We start from the raw sequence: 18733 nt of genomic DNA, 5'->3' as shown, positions 1-18733 counted from the left end.
GTTTAACCCGAGCGCCGCAGGCGGCGACTCAGCCAAATCCCGTGATGAGGCCGCTGACGCCAGGCAACCGACGAAATGGTATGCATGGTGTTAAGGTGGCCCAGAATCCGCTGTAAATGCTGCTCCATGGTGCTTAACGGCCCCGTGGGCAGCGTGTCCGAGTCCAGAATATTGGCATCGTTCGAACTCCCCGGCCCGTCATATTCCAGCCTTTGCTGGCAGCGCTGAAGCGCTATTTCACAGGATTGCAGATATTTCTGCGCCAGGTCCGGCGTCAGCATGTTGTGCTCGCGCGCCAGGGTGGTCATGGCGTTGATATGCTCGACGATAAACTGGCTGTGCGTCACCCAAAGCTTCATATCCGCAAGATAATGAGAATTGAACCCCGGCTCCTGCATCGCCTGGTTGAGCGAGTTAAACAGCGCGTTGTGTGCCTGGTTTACCCGCATACGCTGCCAGGCAAGCGGGGTGGGCTCCGGGTCATTACTCAGGATCAGGCGAATCGCGTCCTGGTCGGTTTCCAGCGCGTCGTGAGCGTTCTGGCGCAGCAGGCCGGTTTGCCACTGCGGCCAGAGCCAGACCATGCCGCCGAAGGCTATCAGGCAGCCGAGCAGGGTGTCTATCAGCCTTGGAATGATGTAGCTCTCGGCGCTCAGCGTAATCAGCTGGAGGGTGTATACCGCCGTGACGGTGAAGCCGATGGTCGCCCAGCCGTAGCTTTTGCGGATAAACAGGTAACTCACCAGGGTAATCGCCAGCATTGCCAGCAGCGTGTAGCTGTCCGGGACGTGGAAGTGCAGGGTTATCCCGGCGATACACAGGCCCGCCATGGTGCCTGCCGCCCTGTGGACGATGCGTACCCGCGTTGCGCCGTAGCCGTTTTGGGTGACGAACATTACCGTCATCAGGATCCAGTAGGGCTTTGGCAGATGTAAAAACGAGCCGAGCAGGCTGGCGATAGTCAGCATTACGCCGAGGCGGGCGGAGCTGCGCAGCGCGGAGGATTTGAACGAGAGGTAATTCCTGAGCGCCGGGAAGAACGGCAGGCGGCGCTCCCTGTCCTCCATCAAATCCCGGACGTAGAGCGGGCGCTGGGTTTTCAGCACCCGGGCAATGCGGCTGAAGTGATAGTGGCAAAACTGCCCGACCGGGTTATCAGGGTTCTGGCGCGCAATCTTTTCCAGGGCATCTATCTGTTTTTCCATGGTGAAGCGCGTGGGATAGCGGTGGTAAAGGATGTCATCCGCCAGTACCCGCAGGCGGGCGGCAATAGTTTGTGCATTCCAGCGGATAACGGCCTCGGCGTGACTTTGCTCCACCAGCTTTTGAACCTCCTCCGGTTGATGCAGGCTAACCGAAATATGCTCTTGTAAATCGAGGGCGACCTGAAAGGCACGCAGCAGCCGCTTATAGCCGTTCTGCTGATTGGCCGACAGCATGTGGAGCTGCTGGTAGCAGGTGGTTATCAGATCCACGGCTTTTTGCTGGCGAACCAGCAAAGGCGGCAGCGCCTTTTCCGGATCGGTGTGCTGGGTCAGCATGCTGTATTTCGCCTCGCAGTAATCGGCCAACTGCCGGTAGAGCAGGCTCAGCGACTCCCGCAGCGGCTGCTCGCGCCACATCCTGAACCAGAACCAGTTGAATGCGCCGTACCAGATGGTGCCGGAGATATACAGCAACATCGGCTTCCAGATGGGCATATTCCCGGCCATGCTAAGCGTGAAGATGGCGGCAATCAGCGAGGCGGGCAGCAGGCGGGCGTGCAGCGAACTTATCTCCGCCGTTACGCCCAGCAGCAGGGCCATGACGATGAGTATCGCCGGCAGCGGTACGCTGGTGTAGAGCAGGAGAAGCTGCATTATCAGGCTGCTGACGGCAAACAGGCCACCGCCGATAATCAGGCGTTTAAAGAAGCGTTTGTGGGGGGTGTCCAGCCCGGCGATGTTGCAGCAGGCGGGAACTAATGAGAACAGCAGGCCGTTTTGCAGGCTGCCGAGTACCAGACCGACGGCGACGGGAAGGCACAGCACCAGCGTTTGCCGCAGAGCGTAGTTAACCTCGGGATGGTAAATTAATCTTTTCCACATAGCCTGAATTGTAGAGACAAAAAAGGCGTGTTACCGAAGCGACACGCCTTTTTTAGCACTGATTAACGAGTGCCGTAGACGACAATCGTTTTCCCGTGTGCGGAGATGAGGTTTTGATCTTCCAGCATTTTCAGAATACGGCCAACGGTTTCGCGGGAGCAGCCCACGATCTGGCCAATTTCCTGACGGGTGATTTTGATCTGCATACCGTCCGGGTGGGTCATCGCGTCCGGCTGTTTAGCCAGGTTGAGCAGCGTCTGTGCGATACGGCCGGTTACGTCGAGGAAGGCGAGGTTGCCGACTTTCTCGGAAGTCACCTGCAGACGGCGAGCCATCTGGGATGAGAGACGCATCAGGATATCCGGGTTAACCTGAATCAGCTGACGGAATTTTTTATAAGAAATTTCAGCTACTTCGCAGGCTGTTTTGGCGCGAACCCAGGCGCTACGCTCCTGACCTTCTTCGAACAGCCCTAATTCACCAATGAAATCACCCTGATTCAGATAAGAAAGGATCATCTCCTTGCCTTCTTCATCTTTAATCAGAACAGCTACGGAGCCCTTGACGATGTAGTACAGCGTCTCCGCCTTTTCACCCTGGTGAATCAGCGTGCTCTTCGACGGATACTTATGAATGTGGCAATGAGACAAGAACCATTCGAGAGTCGGGTCTGTTTGCGGTTTGCCAAGCACCATGCGCGGTTATCCTCTGTTGTAAACTGGCTACCAAAGACAAGACTCGGAACCTCTTGTCTGGCGTTGCAATCGTGAAATTTTCCCAAGCCCTGGGAGCTGGCGAGCAGGTCAATCCTGCGGCCTGTAATTAGTCGTTTCCTCTGCTTACGTGCATCAACGTCTCTGTCCCGCAGCAGCATCCGGATTGTTTTAGCATAGCTTTTGGTAAGTGTCTTGTATTGTCTCGTTTCAGCATGACCTGGATCGCCTTACGTTGCCAGTTTTGGCCCAGGCGCGTAATCTGAAAGAAATTTTTCTCAACTGGGAGTACGCAAATGCAGGCACGAGTTAAATGGGTGGAAGGCATGACCTTCCTCGGTGAATCCGCTTCCGGCCACCAGGTTTTGATGGACGGTAACTCCGGAGATAAAGCACCAAGCCCGATGGAAATGCTGCTGATGGCCGCCGGGGGCTGTAGCTCGATTGACGTGGTTTCTATTTTGCAAAAAGGCCGCCACGCGGTGACCGACTGCGAAGTGAAGCTGACGTCCGAGCGCCGTGAAGAAGCGCCGCGCCTGTTCACGCATATCAACCTGCACTTTGTGGTTACCGGCAAAGACCTGAAAGACAGCGCGGTCGCTCGTGCCGTCGAGCTGACGGCACAGAAATACTGCTCGGTCACGCTGATGCTGGAGAAAGCGGCTGAGATAAGCCACAGCTATGAAGTGATCGAAGGGTAATATTCGGGATGGGCGGTGTCGGCACCGCCCATGTCGGATTAAGCTATCTTCCTGCCCTGCGCCAATTTCTCTACCAGCGGCGCCATAATCAACTCCATCGCCAGCCCCATTTTCCCTCCCGGCACCACCAGCGTGTTGATGTGGGAAATAAACGATCCCTGCAACATCGCCAGCAAATACGGGAAGTCGATATCGTCGAGTCCGCGGAAGTGAATGACCACGAAGCTTTCATCGAGGGAAGGGATCGCGCGGGCGGCAAATGGATTTGAGGTGTCCACCGTGGGTACGCGCTGGAAGTTAATGTGGGTGCGGGAGAACTGCGGCGTAATGAAGTTGATGTAGTCTTCCATCGATCGCACAACCGAGTCCATCACCGCCTCGCGTGAATGCCCGCGCTCGCCGGTGTCCCGCACCAGCTTTTGGATCCACTCCAGGTTGACGATAGGCACCACGCCAACCAGCAAATCTACGCAATCGGCCACGCTGTGTTGCGGCGTAACAACCCCGCCGTGTAGCCCTTCATAAAACAACACATCGGTTGGCTCCGGCAGCGGCTGCCACGGGGTAAACGTTCCCGGCACCTGATTCCACGGCACGGCTTCGTCGTAGGTATGCAGGTATTTACGGGACTGGCCTTTGCCGCTCTGGCCATATTCGATAAAGGTTTGCTCCAGCAGCCCAAAGTCGTTGGCTTCTGGCCCGAAGTAGCTGATATGGCGGCCTGAATCACGGGCTTTGCGGATCGCCATATCCATTTCAGGGCGGGTATAGCGATGAAAGCTGTCGCCTTCCAGTTCCGCAGCGCGCAGGCCGAGCTGCTGGAATATCTTACGAAAGGCGAGGCTGGTGGTGGTGGTTCCGGCACCGCTGGAACCTGTTACCGCAATAACCGGGTGTTTGGCTGACATAGGGCTACAACTCCATGGGTAATCAGAAAGGGAGCCTGCATCTGATAGTTATACTTTTTGGAAAGTATAGATTACCCCAGAGAGTCGCAGTTAGCCCCGAAGCTGGCCGCGCGGCATAATGTTGACCGTTTCATGGAGTTCAGACCAGACCAGCACGGCTTCGCCGCTCTGCAATTGACGCTTCACGTCGGCGACTTTTTGCGTCAGCGATCGCTCCTGCTCACCATAATCCGTGCCTTCGCGTAATACAAAAGATTCGATCAGGTTATCGAGAGTTTCCGGGTCCAGCTCTTGCCAGGGAAGAATCATTTCAGTTGTCCAGGTAGCGGGTTAGCCAGTCGGGAATACGCTGTTCCAGCCACATTTGCGGGCGCAGCAGCGTGCCGCCGACAAAGCCAACGTGGCCGCCGTAGGTGGTGAGCTGGTATTGGATATTTGCCGGTAGCGACTCGCGGTCGGGGATGACGTGATGATCCATAAAGGGATCGTCCTTCGCGTGAATAATGAGGGTCGGGCTGGCGATGTCCGGCAGAAGCGGCATGGCGCTACACTGGCGGTAATAGTCCAGCGCGTCGGCAAAACCGTGGATCTTTGAGGTAATTAAATCATCAAATTCGCGTATCCGGCGCAGGCTTTTTAGCTTACGCAGGTCAATAGGCAGTGAGCCAGGGTAGCTTTTCAGCTTGCGCGCCGCGTTCTTCTTCAGCAGGTTCAACAGATAGTGCTGATAGAAGCGCGAGAAGCCTTGCTCCATGTGGTAGCAGCACTGCTCGAGCATCAGCGGAGCGGAAACCACTACGCCCGCTTTGAGCGTGCAGGCCGCGCCCTGTTTAGCCATCAGGCAGGCAAGCATATTGCCGCCGAGCGAGAAGCCGACCGCAGCGGTAGGCACTTCGCCATAGCGCTGATTTAACCAGTCCAGGAAGTAGCTGCCGTCTTCGGTTTCGCCGGAATGATAGATGCGTTCTTTGCGGTTAGGGACGCCGCTACAGCCGCGAAAATGCATCACTACGCCTAACCAGCCGCGTTTTTTAGCGGCCTCAATCATGCCGTGGGCATAAGGACTGTGCAGGCTTCCCTCCAGTCCGTGAAACACCACCAGGCGCGGCTTGTGTGCGGCTGCCTGCGGGTCTTCGCTCCACGCGAGATCGACAAAATCCCCGTCCGGCATGTCCAGACGCTGCCAGTGGGGTTTGAAATTGATCCGTCTGCGAATCAAACGTGGGATCATGGTTTGCAGATGCGGGTTACTCAGCCCGCGCATAGGGCGGAAATCGTCACCTTCATCATGATGAATATTCAATTCTAAAGGGCTTGTACTGGCCATATCACACTGTTAGTTTCGTTTAGTTCGCTAATTATTCTATCGGGTGTGGAGCGCCCACTTAATGGACTCAACGCTTTTTCTTTCGATGCTGGGCTTTCTCTGGGTCGCCGCTATTACACCTGGCCCTAATAATACGTTACTTACCGCATCCGGGGCGAATTACGGTTTCTTCCGCAGTCTGCCGCTGATGATAGGCATTATGCTGGGCATGCAGTGCATTTTAGTGCTGGTTGCCTTTGGCGTCGGCAGTTTGATCCTGCTGTACCCGGCTTTGCACCTTATCCTTAAGATTGCAGGGAGCGTTTACCTTTTGTGGCTGGCCTGGAAAATCGGCACCGCAAAATATGAGCGCCTGGAAACCGGTGCCGCGCCGCCTGCTCCTGTGCCGTTCTGGCAGGGCGGGCTGTTGCAGGTTATCAACCCCAAAGCCTGGTTAATGGCACTCGGTGCGGTCGCCAGTTTTAGCCTTGCCGGTGCTGCTTACCTGCATTCGGTGGCGATGATAAGCGTCGGCATTGCGCTGGTGAACATCGTCGCAGGCGTTATCTGGATTGCCTTTGGCAGCTTGATAGGCCTGTTCCTGCGCAGCCGTCGCTCCTGGGCTATTTTCAACGTCAGCATGGGCGTATTAACCGCCGCCTGCGTGCTGCTTATCTGGCGTTGATGCTGCTAACCCTCTCCCGCCGGGAGAGGGTTAATCTTAACTGTTACTCGCCCTGTAGCATCTGCTCGAGCTGTTCCTGAGCATCGAGCCATTCCATCTCGCACTCTTCCAGCGCCGATTTCACTTTTGCCTGCGTCTGCAAGCATTCGTTCATTTCAGCTTTGCGGCTTTGCTCGTAAATCGCGCTGTCCGCCAGTTTCTCTTCTACCTCAGCAAGCTGGGCGTTGAGTTTTTCCATCTGCTTTTCGAGCTGGGTAATTTGCTTGCGCAGCGGCTGGGTCTGGGTGCGAAGCTCTGCCTCGCGGCGCTTCTGATCTTTACGCGCCTGAGCGCTGTTGGCGTTGTCTTTTGCAGTATCCGCAGGCTGATTTTCCTGTTTTTGCAGGTCGCTCAGCCATTGCTGATAATCTTCCAGGTCGCCGTCGAAGGCCTCAACTTTACCATCGTGAACCAGATAGAGGTCATCGGTGGTGGAGCGCAGCAGGTGGCGGTCGTGCGAAACCACAACCAGCGCACCTTCGAAGTCGATCAGCGCTTCGGTCAGCGCCTGACGCATATCGAGGTCGAGGTGGTTAGTCGGTTCATCGAGCAGCAGCAGGTTAGGGCGCTGCCAGACAACCAGAGCCAGTACCAGACGCGCTTTTTCACCGCCGGAAAAACGTGCCGTCACCTCGGTAACTTTGTCGCCCTGGAAGCCAAAGCCGCCAAGGTAGTCGCGCAGTTGTTGCTCCAGCTCGCGAGGAGCCAGGCGGGCAAGATGCTGAAGCGGTGACTCGTCGGCCCGCAGATACTCAAGCTGGTGCTGGGCGAAGTAGCCAAGCTTGATGCCCTTCGCCAGGCCAATTTCACCCTGCAATGGCTCAAGCTCACCGGCCAGCAGCTTGATAAGCGTAGATTTCCCCGCGCCGTTACGGCCGAGAAGGCCGATGCGAGAGCCGGGCACCAGGTTGAGCTTTATCGAGTTGAGGATAATGCGCTCGCCGTAACCGGCGCTCACTTTTTCCATTCTCAACAGCGGATTCGGCAGGTTCTCCGGGGCTCGGAAGCTAAACTGGAACGGGTTATCGACGTGCGCAGGGGCAATCAGCTCCATGCGTTCCAGCATTTTCACGCGGCTTTGAGCCTGCTTGGCCTTGGACGCTTTAGCTTTAAAGCGGTCGATAAAGCTTTGCAGGTGCGCGACCTTCAACTGCTGGCTTTCATACATCGACTGCTGCTGAGACAGGCGCGTGGCGCGCTGGATCTCGAACGAAGAGTAGTTGCCGGTGTATTCGAACATGCTTTGCTGTTCGATATGGATAATTTTGTCCACCACCGGGTCAAGGAAATCGCGGTCGTGGGAGATAAGGATCAGCGTGCCCTGGTAGCTCTTCAGCCAGCGCTCGAGCCAGATTACCGCGTCTAAGTCGAGGTGGTTGGTTGGCTCATCGAGCAGCAGCAGGTCAGAGCGGCAAATCAGCGCCTGGGCCAGGTTAAGGCGCATGCGCCAGCCGCCCGAAAAGTCGCTGACAGGGCGTTCCAGCTGCTCATTGCTGAAGCCCAGACCGTGCAGCAGGCTGGAGGCGCGGGAGCGAATAGTCCACGCATCTACCGCATCCAGCTTGCCGTGAACCAGCGCGATGGCGTGGCCGTCGTTGCGCTCGTTGGCCTGCGCCAGCTCGGCTTCCAGCTTGCGGAATTCACGGTCGCCGTCGATGACATACTCAATGGCGGGCATGGCAAGAGCGGGCGTTTCCTGGTTAACCCAGGCGAGCTGCCAGTTGCCGGGGAAGCTTGCGCTGCCGCCGTCGGCGCTTATCTCGTTTTTTAATAACGCCAGCAGCGTGGATTTTCCGCAGCCGTTTTTACCCACCAGGCCGACTTTCTGCCCTGGGTTGATGGTGGCGGTGGCGTTATCCAGCAGAACGCGGGTGCCGCGACGAATTTGTAACGAGGAGAAAACAATCATAAAGCGCCGTATGTTCAGAGTATGTTAAATTGTCATTGTAATTCGTTAACATGTCGCCTCGGCAACAGGTCGGGCTGCATGGTAGCCCAAAATAATGACTATGACGACGCCCTGGAGGGTAATGATGTCGCAGCCGCCGAAAGTTTTGCTGCTATATACCCATCCGGAATCCCAGGACTCGGTTGCCAACCGGGTTTTGCTCAAACCGGCTCTGCAGCTTGCAAATGTTACCGTGCACGATCTTTACGCGCACTATCCTGATTTTTTTATCGACATTTATCACGAACAGTCATTGCTGCTGGAGCACGATGTCATTGTTTTTCAACACCCTCTCTACACCTATAGTTGCCCTGCGTTACTGAAAGAGTGGATGGATCGCGTTCTGAGCCGCGATTTTGCCAGCGGAGTGGGGGGCAATGCGCTGGCGGGAAAGTACTGGCGCAGCGTGATAACGACCGGTGAGCCGGAAGGTGCCTACCGCTACGATGGCTATAACCGCTTTCCGCTGACTGAAATTTTGCGCCCTTTTGAGCTGACTGCCGCGATGTGCAAAATGCACTGGATGACGCCTATCGTCGTTTACTGGGCTCGCCGCCAGTCTAAGCAGGAGCTGGAAAACCATGCAAAAGCCTATGGCGAATGGCTGGCCAATCCGCTGCCGATGGGAGGCCGCTAATGGAAGGTTCTGATTTATTGTTAGCCGGCGTGCTGTTTCTGTTTGCGGCGGTGGTGGCGGTGCCGATTGCGGCCCGCCTCGGCATTGGCGCGGTGCTGGGCTATTTGCTGGCCGGGATAGCGATTGGCCCATGGGGCCTGGGTTTTATCAGCGACGTCGATGAAATCCTGCACTTCTCCGAACTTGGCGTTGTGTTTCTGATGTTTATCATCGGCCTTGAACTGAATCCCTCTAAGCTGTGGCAGCTCAGGCGTTCGATATTCGGCGTCGGCGCGGCACAGGTTATTTTAAGCGCCGTGGTGCTGGGCGGCCTGCTGATGCTGACAGATTTCTCCTGGCAGGCGGCGGTCATCGGCGGGATTGGTCTCGCTATGTCTTCTACGGCAATGGCGCTACAGCTGATGCGCGACAAGGGCATGAACCGCAATGAGTCCGGGCAGCTGGGTTTTTCGGTGTTGTTATTCCAGGATCTCGCGGTTATTCCTGCGCTGGCGTTGGTGCCTTTGCTGGCGGGAAATGGCGATAATCATACCGACTGGATTAAAGTCGGGCTCAAGGCGCTGGCGTTTATCGGCATGTTGCTGGGCGGACGCTACCTGCTGCGTCCGGTGTTTCGCTTTATCGCTAGCTCCGGCGTGCGCGAAGTGTTTACCGCCGCGTCGCTGTTATTGGTGCTTGGCTCGGCGCTATTTATGGACGCGCTCGGTTTCTCAATGGCTCTGGGGACGTTTCTGGCTGGCGTACTGCTGGCGGAAAGCGAGTATCGCCACGAGCTCGAAATCGCTATCGATCCCTTTAAAGGGTTGCTGCTGGGACTGTTCTTTATCTCGGTGGGCATGGCCCTGAATCTTGGCGTGTTGTTTACCCATCTGCTGTGGATAGCGGTTAGCGTGCTTGGGCTGGTGGCGGTGAAGGCTTCCATTTTGTACGGCTTGTCGCGAGTCTACGGCCTGCGTAGCTCTGAGCGGCTCCAGTTTGCTGGCGTACTGAGCCAGGGCGGGGAGTTTGCCTTCGTGCTGTTTTCCGCCGCGGCCTCGCAGAAGCTTTTTCAGGGCGAGCAAATGCCGCTCCTGCTGGTGACGGTGACGCTGTCGATGATGACCACGCCGCTGTTGATGAAAGGCGTGGATGCCATTCTGGCCCGGCGCTTTAATAGCGGCGAAGAGACGGATGAAGCCCCTTATGTGGAAGACGATCAGCCGCAGGTCATTATCATTGGTTTCGGGCGTTTCGGGCAGGTTATTGGCCGTTTACTGATGGCTAATAAAATGCGCATTACGGTGCTGGAACGCGACATAAGTGCGGTAAGCCTGATGCGCAAATACGGCTATAAAGTCTATTACGGCGACGCGACCGAGCTGGAACTGCTGCGTTCGGCTGGCGCAGAGGCGGCAAAATCCATCGTCATCACCTGTAACGAGCCGGAAGATACGATGCGGATTGTGCATCTCTGTCAACAGCACTTTCCACATCTGGCCATTCTGGCCCGCGCTCGCGGGCGCGTTGAGGCGCACGAATTGCTCCAGGCCGGGGTTAAACTGTTCTCGCGTGAAACCTTCTCCAGCGCCCTTGAACTTGGGCGTAAGGCGCTGTTAACTCTGGGTATGCATCCGCATCAGGCGCACCGCGCTCAGCTGCACTTCCGCCGTCTGGATATGCGCATGCTGCGCGAGCTGATGCCCATCCATACCGATACCGCGCAGATTTCCAGGGTGCGTGAAGCCCGCCGCGAACTGGAGGAGATTTTTGAGCGAGAAATGCAGCAAGAACGGCGCCAGCTGGACGGCTGGGATGAATTTGAATAGTAAACCAGCCCGTAGAAGAAATACCTACGATAGAGATTTGATCGGCGGAAGCAAGAAATAAACCAGGAAAATCAATTTATTGATTTTCGCCAGATAACCAAAAAGAGGGAAAAACCACGCTTTTTCCCTCTTTTTCAGAACATCAGGTGAAGCCAATGTCAGTGCGTAAACGTTTTATTGCCGGAGCGGTTTGCCCCAAGTGCCAGGCTAAGGATTCTCTCGCCCTGTGGCGCGAGAACAATGTTGATATCGTTGAATGTGTTAAGTGCGGCCACCAGATGCGCGAGGCGGATAAGCAGGTTCGCGAGCACGTTCGCGAACAGGAACAAGTGATAGGGATTTTTCATCCTGACTAGCGGGATGAGGCAGCTTTTTTTAAGCTAGAGGGTACAGCGGCGCAGATTTCCGTTACAATCTGCGCCAGTTTTTTCCCCACGCTCGTTCAGGAGATATCATGAAAGTAGCAAAAGACCTGGTGGTCAGCCTGGCTTATCAGGTACGTACAGAAGACGGTGTGTTGGTCGATGAGTCTCCGGTGAGCGCGCCGCTGGACTACCTGCACGGCCACGGCTCCCTGATTTCTGGCCTGGAAACAGCGCTGGACGGTCACGAAGTTGGCGACAAATTTGACGTTGAAGTGGGCGCAAACGACGCTTACGGCCAGTATGACGAAAACCTGGTACAGCGCGTACCGAAAGACGTCTTCATGGGCGTTGACGAACTGCAAGTTGGTATGCGCTTCATGGCGGAAACCGATCAGGGCCCGGTGCCGGTAGAAATCACCGAAGTGGAAGACGAGCACGTAGTGGTTGACGGTAACCACATGCTGGCTGGTCAGAACCTGAAATTCAACGTTGAAGTTGTGGCGATCCGCGAAGCGACCGAAGAAGAGCTGGCTCACGGCCACGTTCACGGCGAACACGACCATCACCATGACCACGATCACGACGGCTGCTGCGGCGGTCACGGCCACGATCACGACCATGACCATGAGCACGGTAAAGGTGGTTGCGGTAACGGCGGGTGCGGCTGCCACTAATTGCAGCAAAAGAAAAAAGCGGTGATGCCAATCACCGCTTTTTTTATGCCCGCAATTCAGTAATGCGGCGGCGGCGTCTCTTCCGCCTCAGAAGCGACCATTGACGGCTGGCTGGCCTTTAGCTTTTCAACCAGCAGACGGAAATGCTCGCGTAGTTTGGCCATCTCAAGTTCGTGCGCCGTGACGGTCTGGTTCAACTCTTCAATCGTTATCTCCTGAAACGCGAGACGACTTTCGAGCTCTTCCAGCCGCTGTTCGGTGGATTTAGTGTGCATGGCGATTCCTCTTTCTGCCTGCTCGATGGACAAGATGCGGCGATTTTACTGAAAATGACTCAGCTTTACAGCGCAGATGCACGCGGAAGGAAACTTCTTTAAACAAAAAGAATCTGAATTTGACTCGATAACGTACTGAGAGATTGTGTAGATTTCTTTCACGACGTTATAGTACGTCACTTAGTTTATTTGAAACCCTGGGGTGAGAGGCCCCGGCCCTGGAGAAATGGATGAAATCATTATTTAAAGTAACGCTTCTGGCGACCACGATGGCCGTTGTCCTTAATGCTCCTGCGTTTGCTGCTCCGGCTGCCGCAAAGGATGCCGCTCCTGCCGCCGCTCAGGCCGACAGCAAAGCCGCCTTTAAGAACGATGACCAGAAAGCAGCCTACGCACTGGGCGCATCGCTTGGCCGTTACATGGAAAACTCCCTTAAAGAGCAGGAAAAACTGGGCATCACCCTGGATAAAGCTCAGCTGATCGCAGGCGTGCAGGACGCGTTTGCCGACAAGAGCAAACTCTCTGACCAGGAAATTGAGAAAACCCTGCAGGCGTTTGAAACCCGCGTAAAAGCCTCCGCTCAGGAGAAGATGGAAAAAGACGCTAAAGAAAATGCGGACAAAGGCAAAGCCTACCGCGACACTTTCGCTAAACAGAAAGGCGTGAAAACCTCTTCTACCGGCCTGCTGTACAAAGTAGAGAAAGAAGGCACCGGCGATGCGCCGAAAGATACCGATACCGTGGTAGTAAACTACAAAGGTACGCTTATCGACGGTAAAGAGTTCGACAACTCCTATACCCGCGGCGAGCCGCTTTCCTTCCGTCTTGACGGTGTTATCCCTGGCTGGACCGAAGGCCTGAAAAACATCAAGAAAGGTGGCAAAATCGAGCTGGTTATCCCACCGGAGCTGGCTTACGGTAAAACCGGCGTTCCGGGCATTCCGGCTAACTCTACGCTGGTGTTCGAAGTTGAACTGCTGGACATCAAACAGGCACCAAAAGCTGACGCTAAGCCTGATGCAGCAGCGGCCGCCAAAGCCGCCGACGCGGCAAAAAGCAAATAATTTGCTGACCGTCTCCACCGCCGCCCTCCGGGCGGCGGTTTTGTTTTCAGGCTCCCACTTCGGCCATCTGACCCATCCAGGCTAGAATAAAGACTGGAAAGCACGTCTGACGTTGTATTACCTTAGCGGGCAGCGTTTCAACCGAGTATGAGTCTGCCCTGACACCAATAAAGCGCGACAGGCTCTCATTAGAGGGTGGTATTTTTACATGTCCAATTCGCTTTTAACCAACGAAACCAGTGAACTCGATTTACTGGACCAGCGTCCTTTTGAGCAAACCGACTTCGAAATCTTAAAATCCTATGAAGCGGTGGTGGACGGGTTAGCGATGCTGATTGGTTCACATTGCGAAATCGTTCTGCATTCTCTGCAGGATCTGAAATGCTCGGCAATTCGTATTGCCAACGGTGAGCATACCGGGCGAAAAATCGGCTCGCCGATTACCGACCTGGCGCTGCGTATGCTGCACGATATGACCGGCGCCGACAGCAGCGTGTCCAGATGTTACTTTACCCGCGCCAAAAGCGGAGTGCTGATGAAGTCGGTGACGATTGCTATCCGCAACCGTGACCAGCGCGTGATTGGCCTGCTGTGTATCAACATGAACCTCGATGTTCCGTTTTCCCAGATTATGTCGACCTTCATTCCGCCTGAGACTCAGGATCAGGAAGTGCCGTCTTCGGTTAACTTCGCTTCTTCCGTTGAAGACCTTGTGATGCAAACCCTTGAGTTCACGATCGAAGAGGTGAACGCCGATCGCAACGTGTCAAATAACGCGAAAAATCGCCAGATAGTTTTGAATCTGTACGAGAAGGGCATCTTCGATATTAAAGATGCGATTAACCAGGTGGCAGATCGCCTGAACATCTCCAAGCACACGGTTTATCTCTACATTCGCCAGTTCAAAAATGGCGACTTCCTCGGCCAGGACAAGTAATGCGGTTTGCGTTAATGGTTACCGGCCCCGCTTACGGTACGCAGCAGGCGAGCAGCGCGCTGCTGTTTGCCCGTGCGCTGTTGGCGGAAGGGCATACGCTGGAGAGTGTTTTTTTCTATCGCGAAGGTATTTATAACGCGAACCAGCTAACTTCTCCGGCCAGCGATGAAGTTGACCTGGTGCGCGAGTGGCAGGCGCTGAACCAGCAGCATGGCGTAGCGCTGCATATCTGTGTTGCGGCGGCGCTGCGCCGCGGAGTGACGGATGAAGAGCAGGCGAAGTCGCTGGGGCTAAGCGGTAATAATCTTCAGCCCGGATTTACGCTGAGCGGCCTCGGCGCGCTGGCGGAAGCCGCGCTCACCTGCGAAAGAATGGTGCAATTCTGATGAAGCGTGTCGCATTTGTTTTTCGCACGGCGCCGCACGGCAGTACGGCCGGTCGTGAAGGTTTAGATGCGCTGCTGGCTACCTCCGCGCTTTCTGAGGATATCGGCGTGTTCTTTATCGGCGATGGCGTTTTGCAACTGTTGCCGGGCCAGCAGCCTGCGAAGGTGCTGGGGCGGGATTACATTGCTACTTTCCGTGTTCTGCCGCTTTACGATATCGAGCAATGCTTTCTGTGCGCAGACTCTCTGTGCGAGCGCGGCTTATCGACCGAGTCGCCGTGGGTTATCGAAGCTGAACCGCTGGCGTCCGATGTTTTGCGCGAAAAGCTGAACCAGTTCGATGTGGTATTAACTTTCTGAGGCGCCCATGCTCCATACCCTACGTCACTCGCCGTTTCAGTGCGATCTAGCTGAAATATTGCGCTTTATGCAGCCCGGAGATGACCTGTTGCTGATTGAGGACGGCGTGATTGCCGCGCTCGGTAACAGCAGGGCGCTTGAATTACTGCTTAGCGCCCCCATCTCTGTAAGCGCTCTGCAGGAAGATATCGAGGCTCGTGGCCTGATTGCTCAAATTTCATCCAAAGTTGAGTGTGTCAGCTATACTGATTTCGTCAGATTAGCGGTAAAACACGACCAGCAGTTCGCCTGGTGATGGCAGATTGTTGTATATTTCTTGACACCTTTTCGGCTCAGCCCTAAAATTCTGCGTCCTCATATTATATGAGGCCGTTTTATTACGTGTTTACGAAGCAAAAGCTAAAACCAGGAGCTATTTAATGGCAACAGTTAACCAGCTGGTTCGCAAACCACGCGCGCGCAAAGTTGCAAAAAGCAACGTGCCTGCGCTGGAAGCTTGCCCGCAGAAACGTGGTGTATGTACCCGTGTATATACCACCACTCCTAAGAAACCAAACTCCGCACTGCGTAAAGTTTGCCGTGTGCGTTTGACTAACGGTTTTGAAGTCACCTCCTACATCGGCGGTGAAGGTCACAACCTGCAGGAACACTCCGTGATCCTGATCCGTGGTGGTCGTGTAAAAGACTTGCCAGGTGTTCGTTACCACACCGTTCGTGGTGCGCTTGACTGCTCCGGCGTTAAAGACCGTAAGCAATCTCGCTCCAAGTATGGCGTGAAGCGTCCTAAGGCTTAATGGTTCTCCGTTAAGTAAGGCCAAACGTTTTAAATAAATGTCAAAATAAACTCTTTGAGTTTTGGACAATCCTGAATTAACAACGGAGTATTCCCATGCCACGTCGTCGCGTCATTGGTCAGCGTAAAATTCTGCCGGATCCTAAGTTCGGATCAGAACTGCTGGCCAAATTTGTAAATATCCTGATGGTAGATGGTAAGAAATCTACCGCAGAATCTATCGTTTATACCGCGCTGGAAACCCTGGCTCAGCGTTCTGGTAAAAACGAGCTGGAAGCATTCGAAGTCGCTCTGGACAACGTCCGTCCGACCGTCGAAGTTAAGTCCCGCCGCGTTGGTGGTTCTACTTATCAGGTTCCAGTTGAAGTTCGTCCGGTTCGTCGTAATGCCCTGGCAATGCGTTGGATCGTAGAAGCTGCTCGTAAACGCGGTGATAAATCCATGGCTCTGCGCCTGGCGAATGAACTGTCTGATGCTGCAGAAAACAAAGGTACTGCAGTTAAGAAACGTGAAGACGTTCACCGTATGGCAGAAGCCAACAAGGCGTTCGCTCACTACCGTTGGTAACAAATCCTTCGTAGTGTTAGTCCCAGAGCGGGTGCTTCATGTGAGCTGCCCGCTTTGGGTTACTTAACTTGAACGTCCCAGGATATAGAGGAATCAAATGGCTCGTACAACACCCATTGCACGCTACCGCAACATCGGTATCAGTGCACACATCGACGCCGGTAAAACCACTACTACCGAACGTATTCTGTTCTACACCGGTGTAAACCACAAAATCGGTGAAGTTCATGACGGCGCTGCAACCATGGACTGGATGGAGCAGGAGCAGGAGCGTGGTATTACCATTACCTCCGCTGCAACTACTGCATTCTGGTCTGGTATGGCTAAGCAGTATGAACCGCACCGCGTAAACATCATCGACACCCCAGGGCACGTTGACTTCACCATCGAAGTTGAACGTTCCATGCGTGTTCTTGACGGTGCAGTAATGGTTTACTGCGCAGTTGGTGGTGTTCAGCCACAGTCTGAAACCGTATGGCGTCAGGCTAACAAATACAAAGTTCCACGCATCGCGTTCGTTAACAAAATGGACCGTATGGGTGCAAACTTCCTGAAAGTTGTAGGCCAGATCAAATCCCGCCTGGGCGCGAACCCTGTTCCGCTTCAGCTGGCAATTGGTGCTGAAGAAGGTTTCACCGGCGTTATCGACCTGGTGAAAATGAAAGCCATCAACTGGAACGATGCAGATCAGGGCGTTACCTTCGAATACGAAGATATCCCGGCTGACATGCAGGACCTGGCTGACGAATGGCACCAGAACCTGATCGAGTCCGCTGCAGAAGCTTCTGAAGAGCTGATGGAAAAATACCTGGGCGGCGAAGAGCTGACCGAGGAAGAAATCAAGACTGCTCTGCGTCAGCGCGTTCTGAACAACGAAATCATCCTGGTTACCTGTGGTTCTGCATTTAAGAACAAAGGTGTTCAGGCGATGCTGGATGCGGTAATTGATTACCTGCCAGCACCAACTGACGTACCTGCTATCAACGGTATGTTGGACGACGGTAAAGACACTCCATCTGAGCGTCACGCTAGCGACGACGAGCCATTTGCTGCTCTGGCATTCAAAATCGCTACCGACCCGTTCGTAGGTAACCTGACGTTCTTCCGCGTGTACTCTGGCGTGGTTAACTCCGGTGATACCGTATACAACCCGGTTAAATCGGCTCGTGAGCGTTTCGGTCGTATCGTTCAGATGCACGCTAACAAACGTGAAGAGATCAAAGAAGTTCGCGCGGGCGACATTGCTGCGGCAATCGGCCTGAAAGACGTGACTACAGGTGATACCATCTGTGATCCGGACAACGTGATCATTCTGGAGCGTATGGAATTCCCTGAACCGGTAATCTCCATCGCCGTTGAGCCGAAAACCAAAGCTGACCAGGAAAAAATGGGTCTGGCTCTGGGCCGTCTGGCTAAAGAAGACCCATCATTCCGCGTATGGACTGATGAAGAATCTAACCAGACCATCATCGCGGGTATGGGTGAGCTGCACCTCGACATCATCGTTGACCGTATGAAGCGTGAGTTCAACGTTGAAGCGAACGTCGGTAAACCACAGGTTGCTTACCGTGAAGCGATTCGCGCGAAAGTTACCGATATCGAAGGTAAACACGCCAAGCAGTCTGGTGGTCGTGGTCAGTACGGTCATGTTGTTATCGACATGTACCCACTGGAGCCGGGCTCTAACCCTAAAGGTTACGAGTTCATCAACGACATCAAAGGTGGTGTGATTCCTGGCGAATACATCCCTGCTGTTGATAAAGGCATCCAGGAGCAGCTGAAATCTGGTCCTCTGGCGGGCTACCCGGTAGTCGATCTCGGCGTGCGTCTGCACTTCGGTTCTTACCACGACGTTGACTCCTCCGAGCTGGCGTTTAAACTGGCCGCTTCTATTGCCTTCAAAGATGGCTTTAAGAAAGCTAAACCAGTTCTGCTTGAGCCTATCATGAAGGTTGAAGTTGAGACTCCGGAAGAGAACACTGGTGACGTTATCGGTGACCTTAGCCGTCGTCGTGGTCAGCTGAAAGGCCAGGAATCTAACGCTACTGGCGTACAGATTCATGCTGAAGTTCCGTTGTCTGAAATGTTCGGGTACGCAACTCAGCTGCGTTCTCTGACCAAAGGTCGTGCATCTTACTCCATGGAATTCCTGAAGTATGATGACGCACCTAACAACGTTGCTCAGGCCGTAATCGAAGCTCGTGGCAAATAAGCCAACGCTTTTAACACAATGATCCCGTGCTCTCTCCACGAGGGGCGAGCACAATAGTAAGGAATATAGCCGTGTCTAAAGAAAAATTTGAACGTAAAAAACCGCACGTCAACGTTGGTACTATCGGCCACGTTGACCACGGTAAAACCACTCTGACTGCTGCAATCACTACCGTTCTGGCTAAAACCTACGGTGGTTCTGCTCGTGCATTCGACCAGATCGATAACGCACCAGAAGAAAAAGCTCGTGGTATCACCATCAACACTTCCCAT

22 protein-coding genes are annotated in these 18733 nt (G+C 54.5%); 15 read left to right on the top strand and 7 right to left on the bottom strand.

Annotated features, from left to right (window positions below):
- Positions 1–2 precede the first annotated feature (2 nt).
- Positions 3–2087, bottom strand: coding sequence for a YccS/YhfK family putative transporter (locus HMPREF0201_RS19655; RefSeq protein WP_016538491.1), 2085 nt, complete (start codon positions 2085–2087; stop codon positions 3–5).
- 62 nt (positions 2088–2149) lie between these two features.
- Positions 2150–2782 (bottom strand): cAMP-activated global transcriptional regulator CRP, encoded by a 633-nt coding sequence (gene crp, locus HMPREF0201_RS19650; protein WP_000242758.1) that lies wholly within the window; start codon positions 2780–2782, stop codon positions 2150–2152.
- A gap of 314 nt (positions 2783–3096) precedes the next feature.
- Between crp and HMPREF0201_RS19645 the strand changes: the two genes are divergently transcribed.
- Entirely contained in the window at positions 3097–3501 is a 405-nt protein-coding gene (locus HMPREF0201_RS19645; protein WP_016538489.1) for an OsmC family protein, read from the top strand.
- Between the two features lie 38 nt (positions 3502–3539).
- Here the strand turns inward: HMPREF0201_RS19645 and HMPREF0201_RS19640 are convergent, their stop codons facing one another.
- The 3 genes from HMPREF0201_RS19640 to HMPREF0201_RS19630 form a co-directional block, all read right to left on the bottom strand.
- Positions 3540–4409 carry a phosphoribulokinase gene (locus tag HMPREF0201_RS19640; protein ID WP_016538488.1) on the bottom strand — a complete coding sequence of 290 codons (870 nt, stop codon included), beginning with the start codon at positions 4407–4409 and terminating at the stop codon, positions 3540–3542.
- A 90-nt stretch (positions 4410–4499) separates the two neighbouring features.
- Positions 4500–4718 carry a YheU family protein gene (locus HMPREF0201_RS19635; RefSeq protein ID WP_016538487.1) on the bottom strand — a complete coding sequence of 73 codons (219 nt, stop codon included), beginning with the start codon at positions 4716–4718 and terminating at the stop codon, positions 4500–4502.
- A gap of 1 nt (position 4719) precedes the next feature.
- Entirely contained in the window at positions 4720–5736 is a 1017-nt protein-coding gene (locus tag HMPREF0201_RS19630; protein ID WP_016538486.1) for a hydrolase, read from the bottom strand.
- A 61-nt stretch (positions 5737–5797) separates the two neighbouring features.
- On the opposite strand from HMPREF0201_RS19630, the gene HMPREF0201_RS19625 reads away from it, so the two are divergent.
- The gene (locus tag HMPREF0201_RS19625; RefSeq protein ID WP_016538485.1) at positions 5798–6400 is read left to right on the top strand and encodes a LysE family translocator; all 603 of its coding nucleotides are present in this window, start codon (positions 5798–5800) and stop codon (positions 6398–6400) included.
- Between the two features lie 43 nt (positions 6401–6443).
- Here HMPREF0201_RS19625 and HMPREF0201_RS19620 read toward each other — a convergent pair whose 3' ends face one another.
- Positions 6444–8348, bottom strand: a complete 1905-nt coding sequence (locus HMPREF0201_RS19620) for an ABC transporter ATP-binding protein (RefSeq protein ID WP_016538484.1) — start codon at positions 8346–8348, stop codon at positions 6444–6446.
- A 124-nt stretch (positions 8349–8472) separates the two neighbouring features.
- On the opposite strand from HMPREF0201_RS19620, the gene kefG reads away from it, so the two are divergent.
- From kefG to slyD, 4 genes are all read left to right on the top strand, one after another.
- A complete protein-coding gene (kefG, locus tag HMPREF0201_RS19615) occupies positions 8473–9024 on the top strand; it encodes a glutathione-regulated potassium-efflux system ancillary protein KefG (RefSeq protein WP_172570351.1) in 552 nt (183 codons plus the stop codon).
- Positions 9024–10829: a glutathione-regulated potassium-efflux system protein KefB gene (gene kefB, locus HMPREF0201_RS19610; protein ID WP_016538482.1), complete on the top strand. Its 1806-nt coding sequence runs from the start codon at positions 9024–9026 to the stop codon at positions 10827–10829. Before kefG ends, kefB begins: the two co-directional genes overlap by 1 nt.
- 155 nt (positions 10830–10984) lie before the next feature.
- Positions 10985–11185, top strand: coding sequence for a YheV family putative zinc ribbon protein (locus tag HMPREF0201_RS19605; protein ID WP_016538480.1), 201 nt, complete (start codon positions 10985–10987; stop codon positions 11183–11185).
- A gap of 98 nt (positions 11186–11283) precedes the next feature.
- Positions 11284–11868, top strand: coding sequence for a peptidylprolyl isomerase (gene slyD / locus HMPREF0201_RS19600; protein ID WP_039898893.1), 585 nt, complete (start codon positions 11284–11286; stop codon positions 11866–11868).
- A gap of 56 nt (positions 11869–11924) precedes the next feature.
- Here the strand turns inward: slyD and HMPREF0201_RS19595 are convergent, their stop codons facing one another.
- Complete coding sequence (locus tag HMPREF0201_RS19595; protein WP_039898891.1) at positions 11925–12143, bottom strand: protein SlyX; 219 nt, start codon at positions 12141–12143, stop codon at positions 11925–11927.
- Positions 12144–12373: 230 nt separating this feature from the next.
- On the opposite strand from HMPREF0201_RS19595, the gene fkpA reads away from it, so the two are divergent.
- From fkpA to HMPREF0201_RS19550, 9 genes are all read left to right on the top strand, one after another.
- On the top strand, positions 12374–13207 hold the full coding sequence (gene fkpA, locus HMPREF0201_RS19590; protein ID WP_016538477.1) for an FKBP-type peptidyl-prolyl cis-trans isomerase: 834 nt from the start codon (positions 12374–12376) through the stop codon (positions 13205–13207).
- Positions 13208–13415: 208 nt separating this feature from the next.
- Positions 13416–14144, top strand: coding sequence for a helix-turn-helix transcriptional regulator (locus HMPREF0201_RS19585; protein ID WP_016538476.1), 729 nt, complete (start codon positions 13416–13418; stop codon positions 14142–14144).
- Positions 14144–14530, top strand: a complete 387-nt coding sequence (gene tusD, locus HMPREF0201_RS19580) for a sulfurtransferase complex subunit TusD (protein WP_016538475.1) — start codon at positions 14144–14146, stop codon at positions 14528–14530. The genes HMPREF0201_RS19585 and tusD overlap by 1 nt, the downstream gene beginning before the upstream one ends.
- Positions 14530–14889, top strand: a complete 360-nt coding sequence (tusC, locus tag HMPREF0201_RS19575; protein ID WP_016538474.1) for a sulfurtransferase complex subunit TusC — start codon at positions 14530–14532, stop codon at positions 14887–14889. The genes tusD and tusC overlap by 1 nt, the downstream gene beginning before the upstream one ends.
- 7 nt (positions 14890–14896) lie before the next feature.
- Positions 14897–15184, top strand: a complete 288-nt coding sequence (gene tusB, locus HMPREF0201_RS19570; RefSeq protein WP_016538473.1) for a sulfurtransferase complex subunit TusB — start codon at positions 14897–14899, stop codon at positions 15182–15184.
- A gap of 124 nt (positions 15185–15308) precedes the next feature.
- Positions 15309–15683 carry a 30S ribosomal protein S12 gene (gene rpsL, locus HMPREF0201_RS19565; RefSeq protein ID WP_003023654.1) on the top strand — a complete coding sequence of 125 codons (375 nt, stop codon included), beginning with the start codon at positions 15309–15311 and terminating at the stop codon, positions 15681–15683.
- Between the two features lie 95 nt (positions 15684–15778).
- Positions 15779–16249 carry a 30S ribosomal protein S7 gene (gene rpsG, locus HMPREF0201_RS19560; RefSeq protein WP_008457106.1) on the top strand — a complete coding sequence of 157 codons (471 nt, stop codon included), beginning with the start codon at positions 15779–15781 and terminating at the stop codon, positions 16247–16249.
- A 97-nt stretch (positions 16250–16346) separates the two neighbouring features.
- Positions 16347–18461, top strand: a complete 2115-nt coding sequence (gene fusA, locus HMPREF0201_RS19555; protein WP_016538472.1) for an elongation factor G — start codon at positions 16347–16349, stop codon at positions 18459–18461.
- A gap of 71 nt (positions 18462–18532) precedes the next feature.
- A partial coding sequence (locus HMPREF0201_RS19550) for a GTP-binding protein (RefSeq protein ID WP_016517376.1) occupies positions 18533–18733 on the top strand: 201 nt, incomplete at its 3' end.

The organism is Cedecea davisae DSM 4568, assembly GCF_000412335.2.
GTDB classification, from domain to species: domain Bacteria; phylum Pseudomonadota; class Gammaproteobacteria; order Enterobacterales; family Enterobacteriaceae; genus Cedecea; species Cedecea davisae.
The sequence above is the reverse complement of the archived record's forward strand: the minus strand, read 5'-3'. Positions and strand labels throughout refer to the sequence as shown.

Coding starts and splice junctions, on each gene's coding strand:
- HMPREF0201_RS19655 (WP_016538491.1), bottom strand. CDS start 2,087: ATGTGGAAAAGATTAATTTACCATCCCGAGGTTAACTACGCTCTGCGG.
- crp (WP_000242758.1), bottom strand. CDS start 2,782: ATGGTGCTTGGCAAACCGCAAACAGACCCGACTCTCGAATGGTTCTTG.
- HMPREF0201_RS19645 (WP_016538489.1), top strand. CDS start 3,097: ATGCAGGCACGAGTTAAATGGGTGGAAGGCATGACCTTCCTCGGTGAA.
- HMPREF0201_RS19640 (WP_016538488.1), bottom strand. CDS start 4,409: ATGTCAGCCAAACACCCGGTTATTGCGGTAACAGGTTCCAGCGGTGCC.
- HMPREF0201_RS19635 (WP_016538487.1), bottom strand. CDS start 4,718: ATGATTCTTCCCTGGCAAGAGCTGGACCCGGAAACTCTCGATAACCTG.
- HMPREF0201_RS19630 (WP_016538486.1), bottom strand. CDS start 5,736: ATGGCCAGTACAAGCCCTTTAGAATTGAATATTCATCATGATGAAGGT.
- HMPREF0201_RS19625 (WP_016538485.1), top strand. CDS start 5,798: ATGGACTCAACGCTTTTTCTTTCGATGCTGGGCTTTCTCTGGGTCGCC.
- HMPREF0201_RS19620 (WP_016538484.1), bottom strand. CDS start 8,348: ATGATTGTTTTCTCCTCGTTACAAATTCGTCGCGGCACCCGCGTTCTG.
- kefG (WP_172570351.1), top strand. CDS start 8,473: ATGTCGCAGCCGCCGAAAGTTTTGCTGCTATATACCCATCCGGAATCC.
- kefB (WP_016538482.1), top strand. CDS start 9,024: ATGGAAGGTTCTGATTTATTGTTAGCCGGCGTGCTGTTTCTGTTTGCG.
- HMPREF0201_RS19605 (WP_016538480.1), top strand. CDS start 10,985: ATGTCAGTGCGTAAACGTTTTATTGCCGGAGCGGTTTGCCCCAAGTGC.
- slyD (WP_039898893.1), top strand. CDS start 11,284: ATGAAAGTAGCAAAAGACCTGGTGGTCAGCCTGGCTTATCAGGTACGT.
- HMPREF0201_RS19595 (WP_039898891.1), bottom strand. CDS start 12,143: ATGCACACTAAATCCACCGAACAGCGGCTGGAAGAGCTCGAAAGTCGT.
- fkpA (WP_016538477.1), top strand. CDS start 12,374: ATGAAATCATTATTTAAAGTAACGCTTCTGGCGACCACGATGGCCGTT.
- HMPREF0201_RS19585 (WP_016538476.1), top strand. CDS start 13,416: ATGTCCAATTCGCTTTTAACCAACGAAACCAGTGAACTCGATTTACTG.
- tusD (WP_016538475.1), top strand. CDS start 14,144: ATGCGGTTTGCGTTAATGGTTACCGGCCCCGCTTACGGTACGCAGCAG.
- tusC (WP_016538474.1), top strand. CDS start 14,530: ATGAAGCGTGTCGCATTTGTTTTTCGCACGGCGCCGCACGGCAGTACG.
- tusB (WP_016538473.1), top strand. CDS start 14,897: ATGCTCCATACCCTACGTCACTCGCCGTTTCAGTGCGATCTAGCTGAA.
- rpsL (WP_003023654.1), top strand. CDS start 15,309: ATGGCAACAGTTAACCAGCTGGTTCGCAAACCACGCGCGCGCAAAGTT.
- rpsG (WP_008457106.1), top strand. CDS start 15,779: ATGCCACGTCGTCGCGTCATTGGTCAGCGTAAAATTCTGCCGGATCCT.
- fusA (WP_016538472.1), top strand. CDS start 16,347: ATGGCTCGTACAACACCCATTGCACGCTACCGCAACATCGGTATCAGT.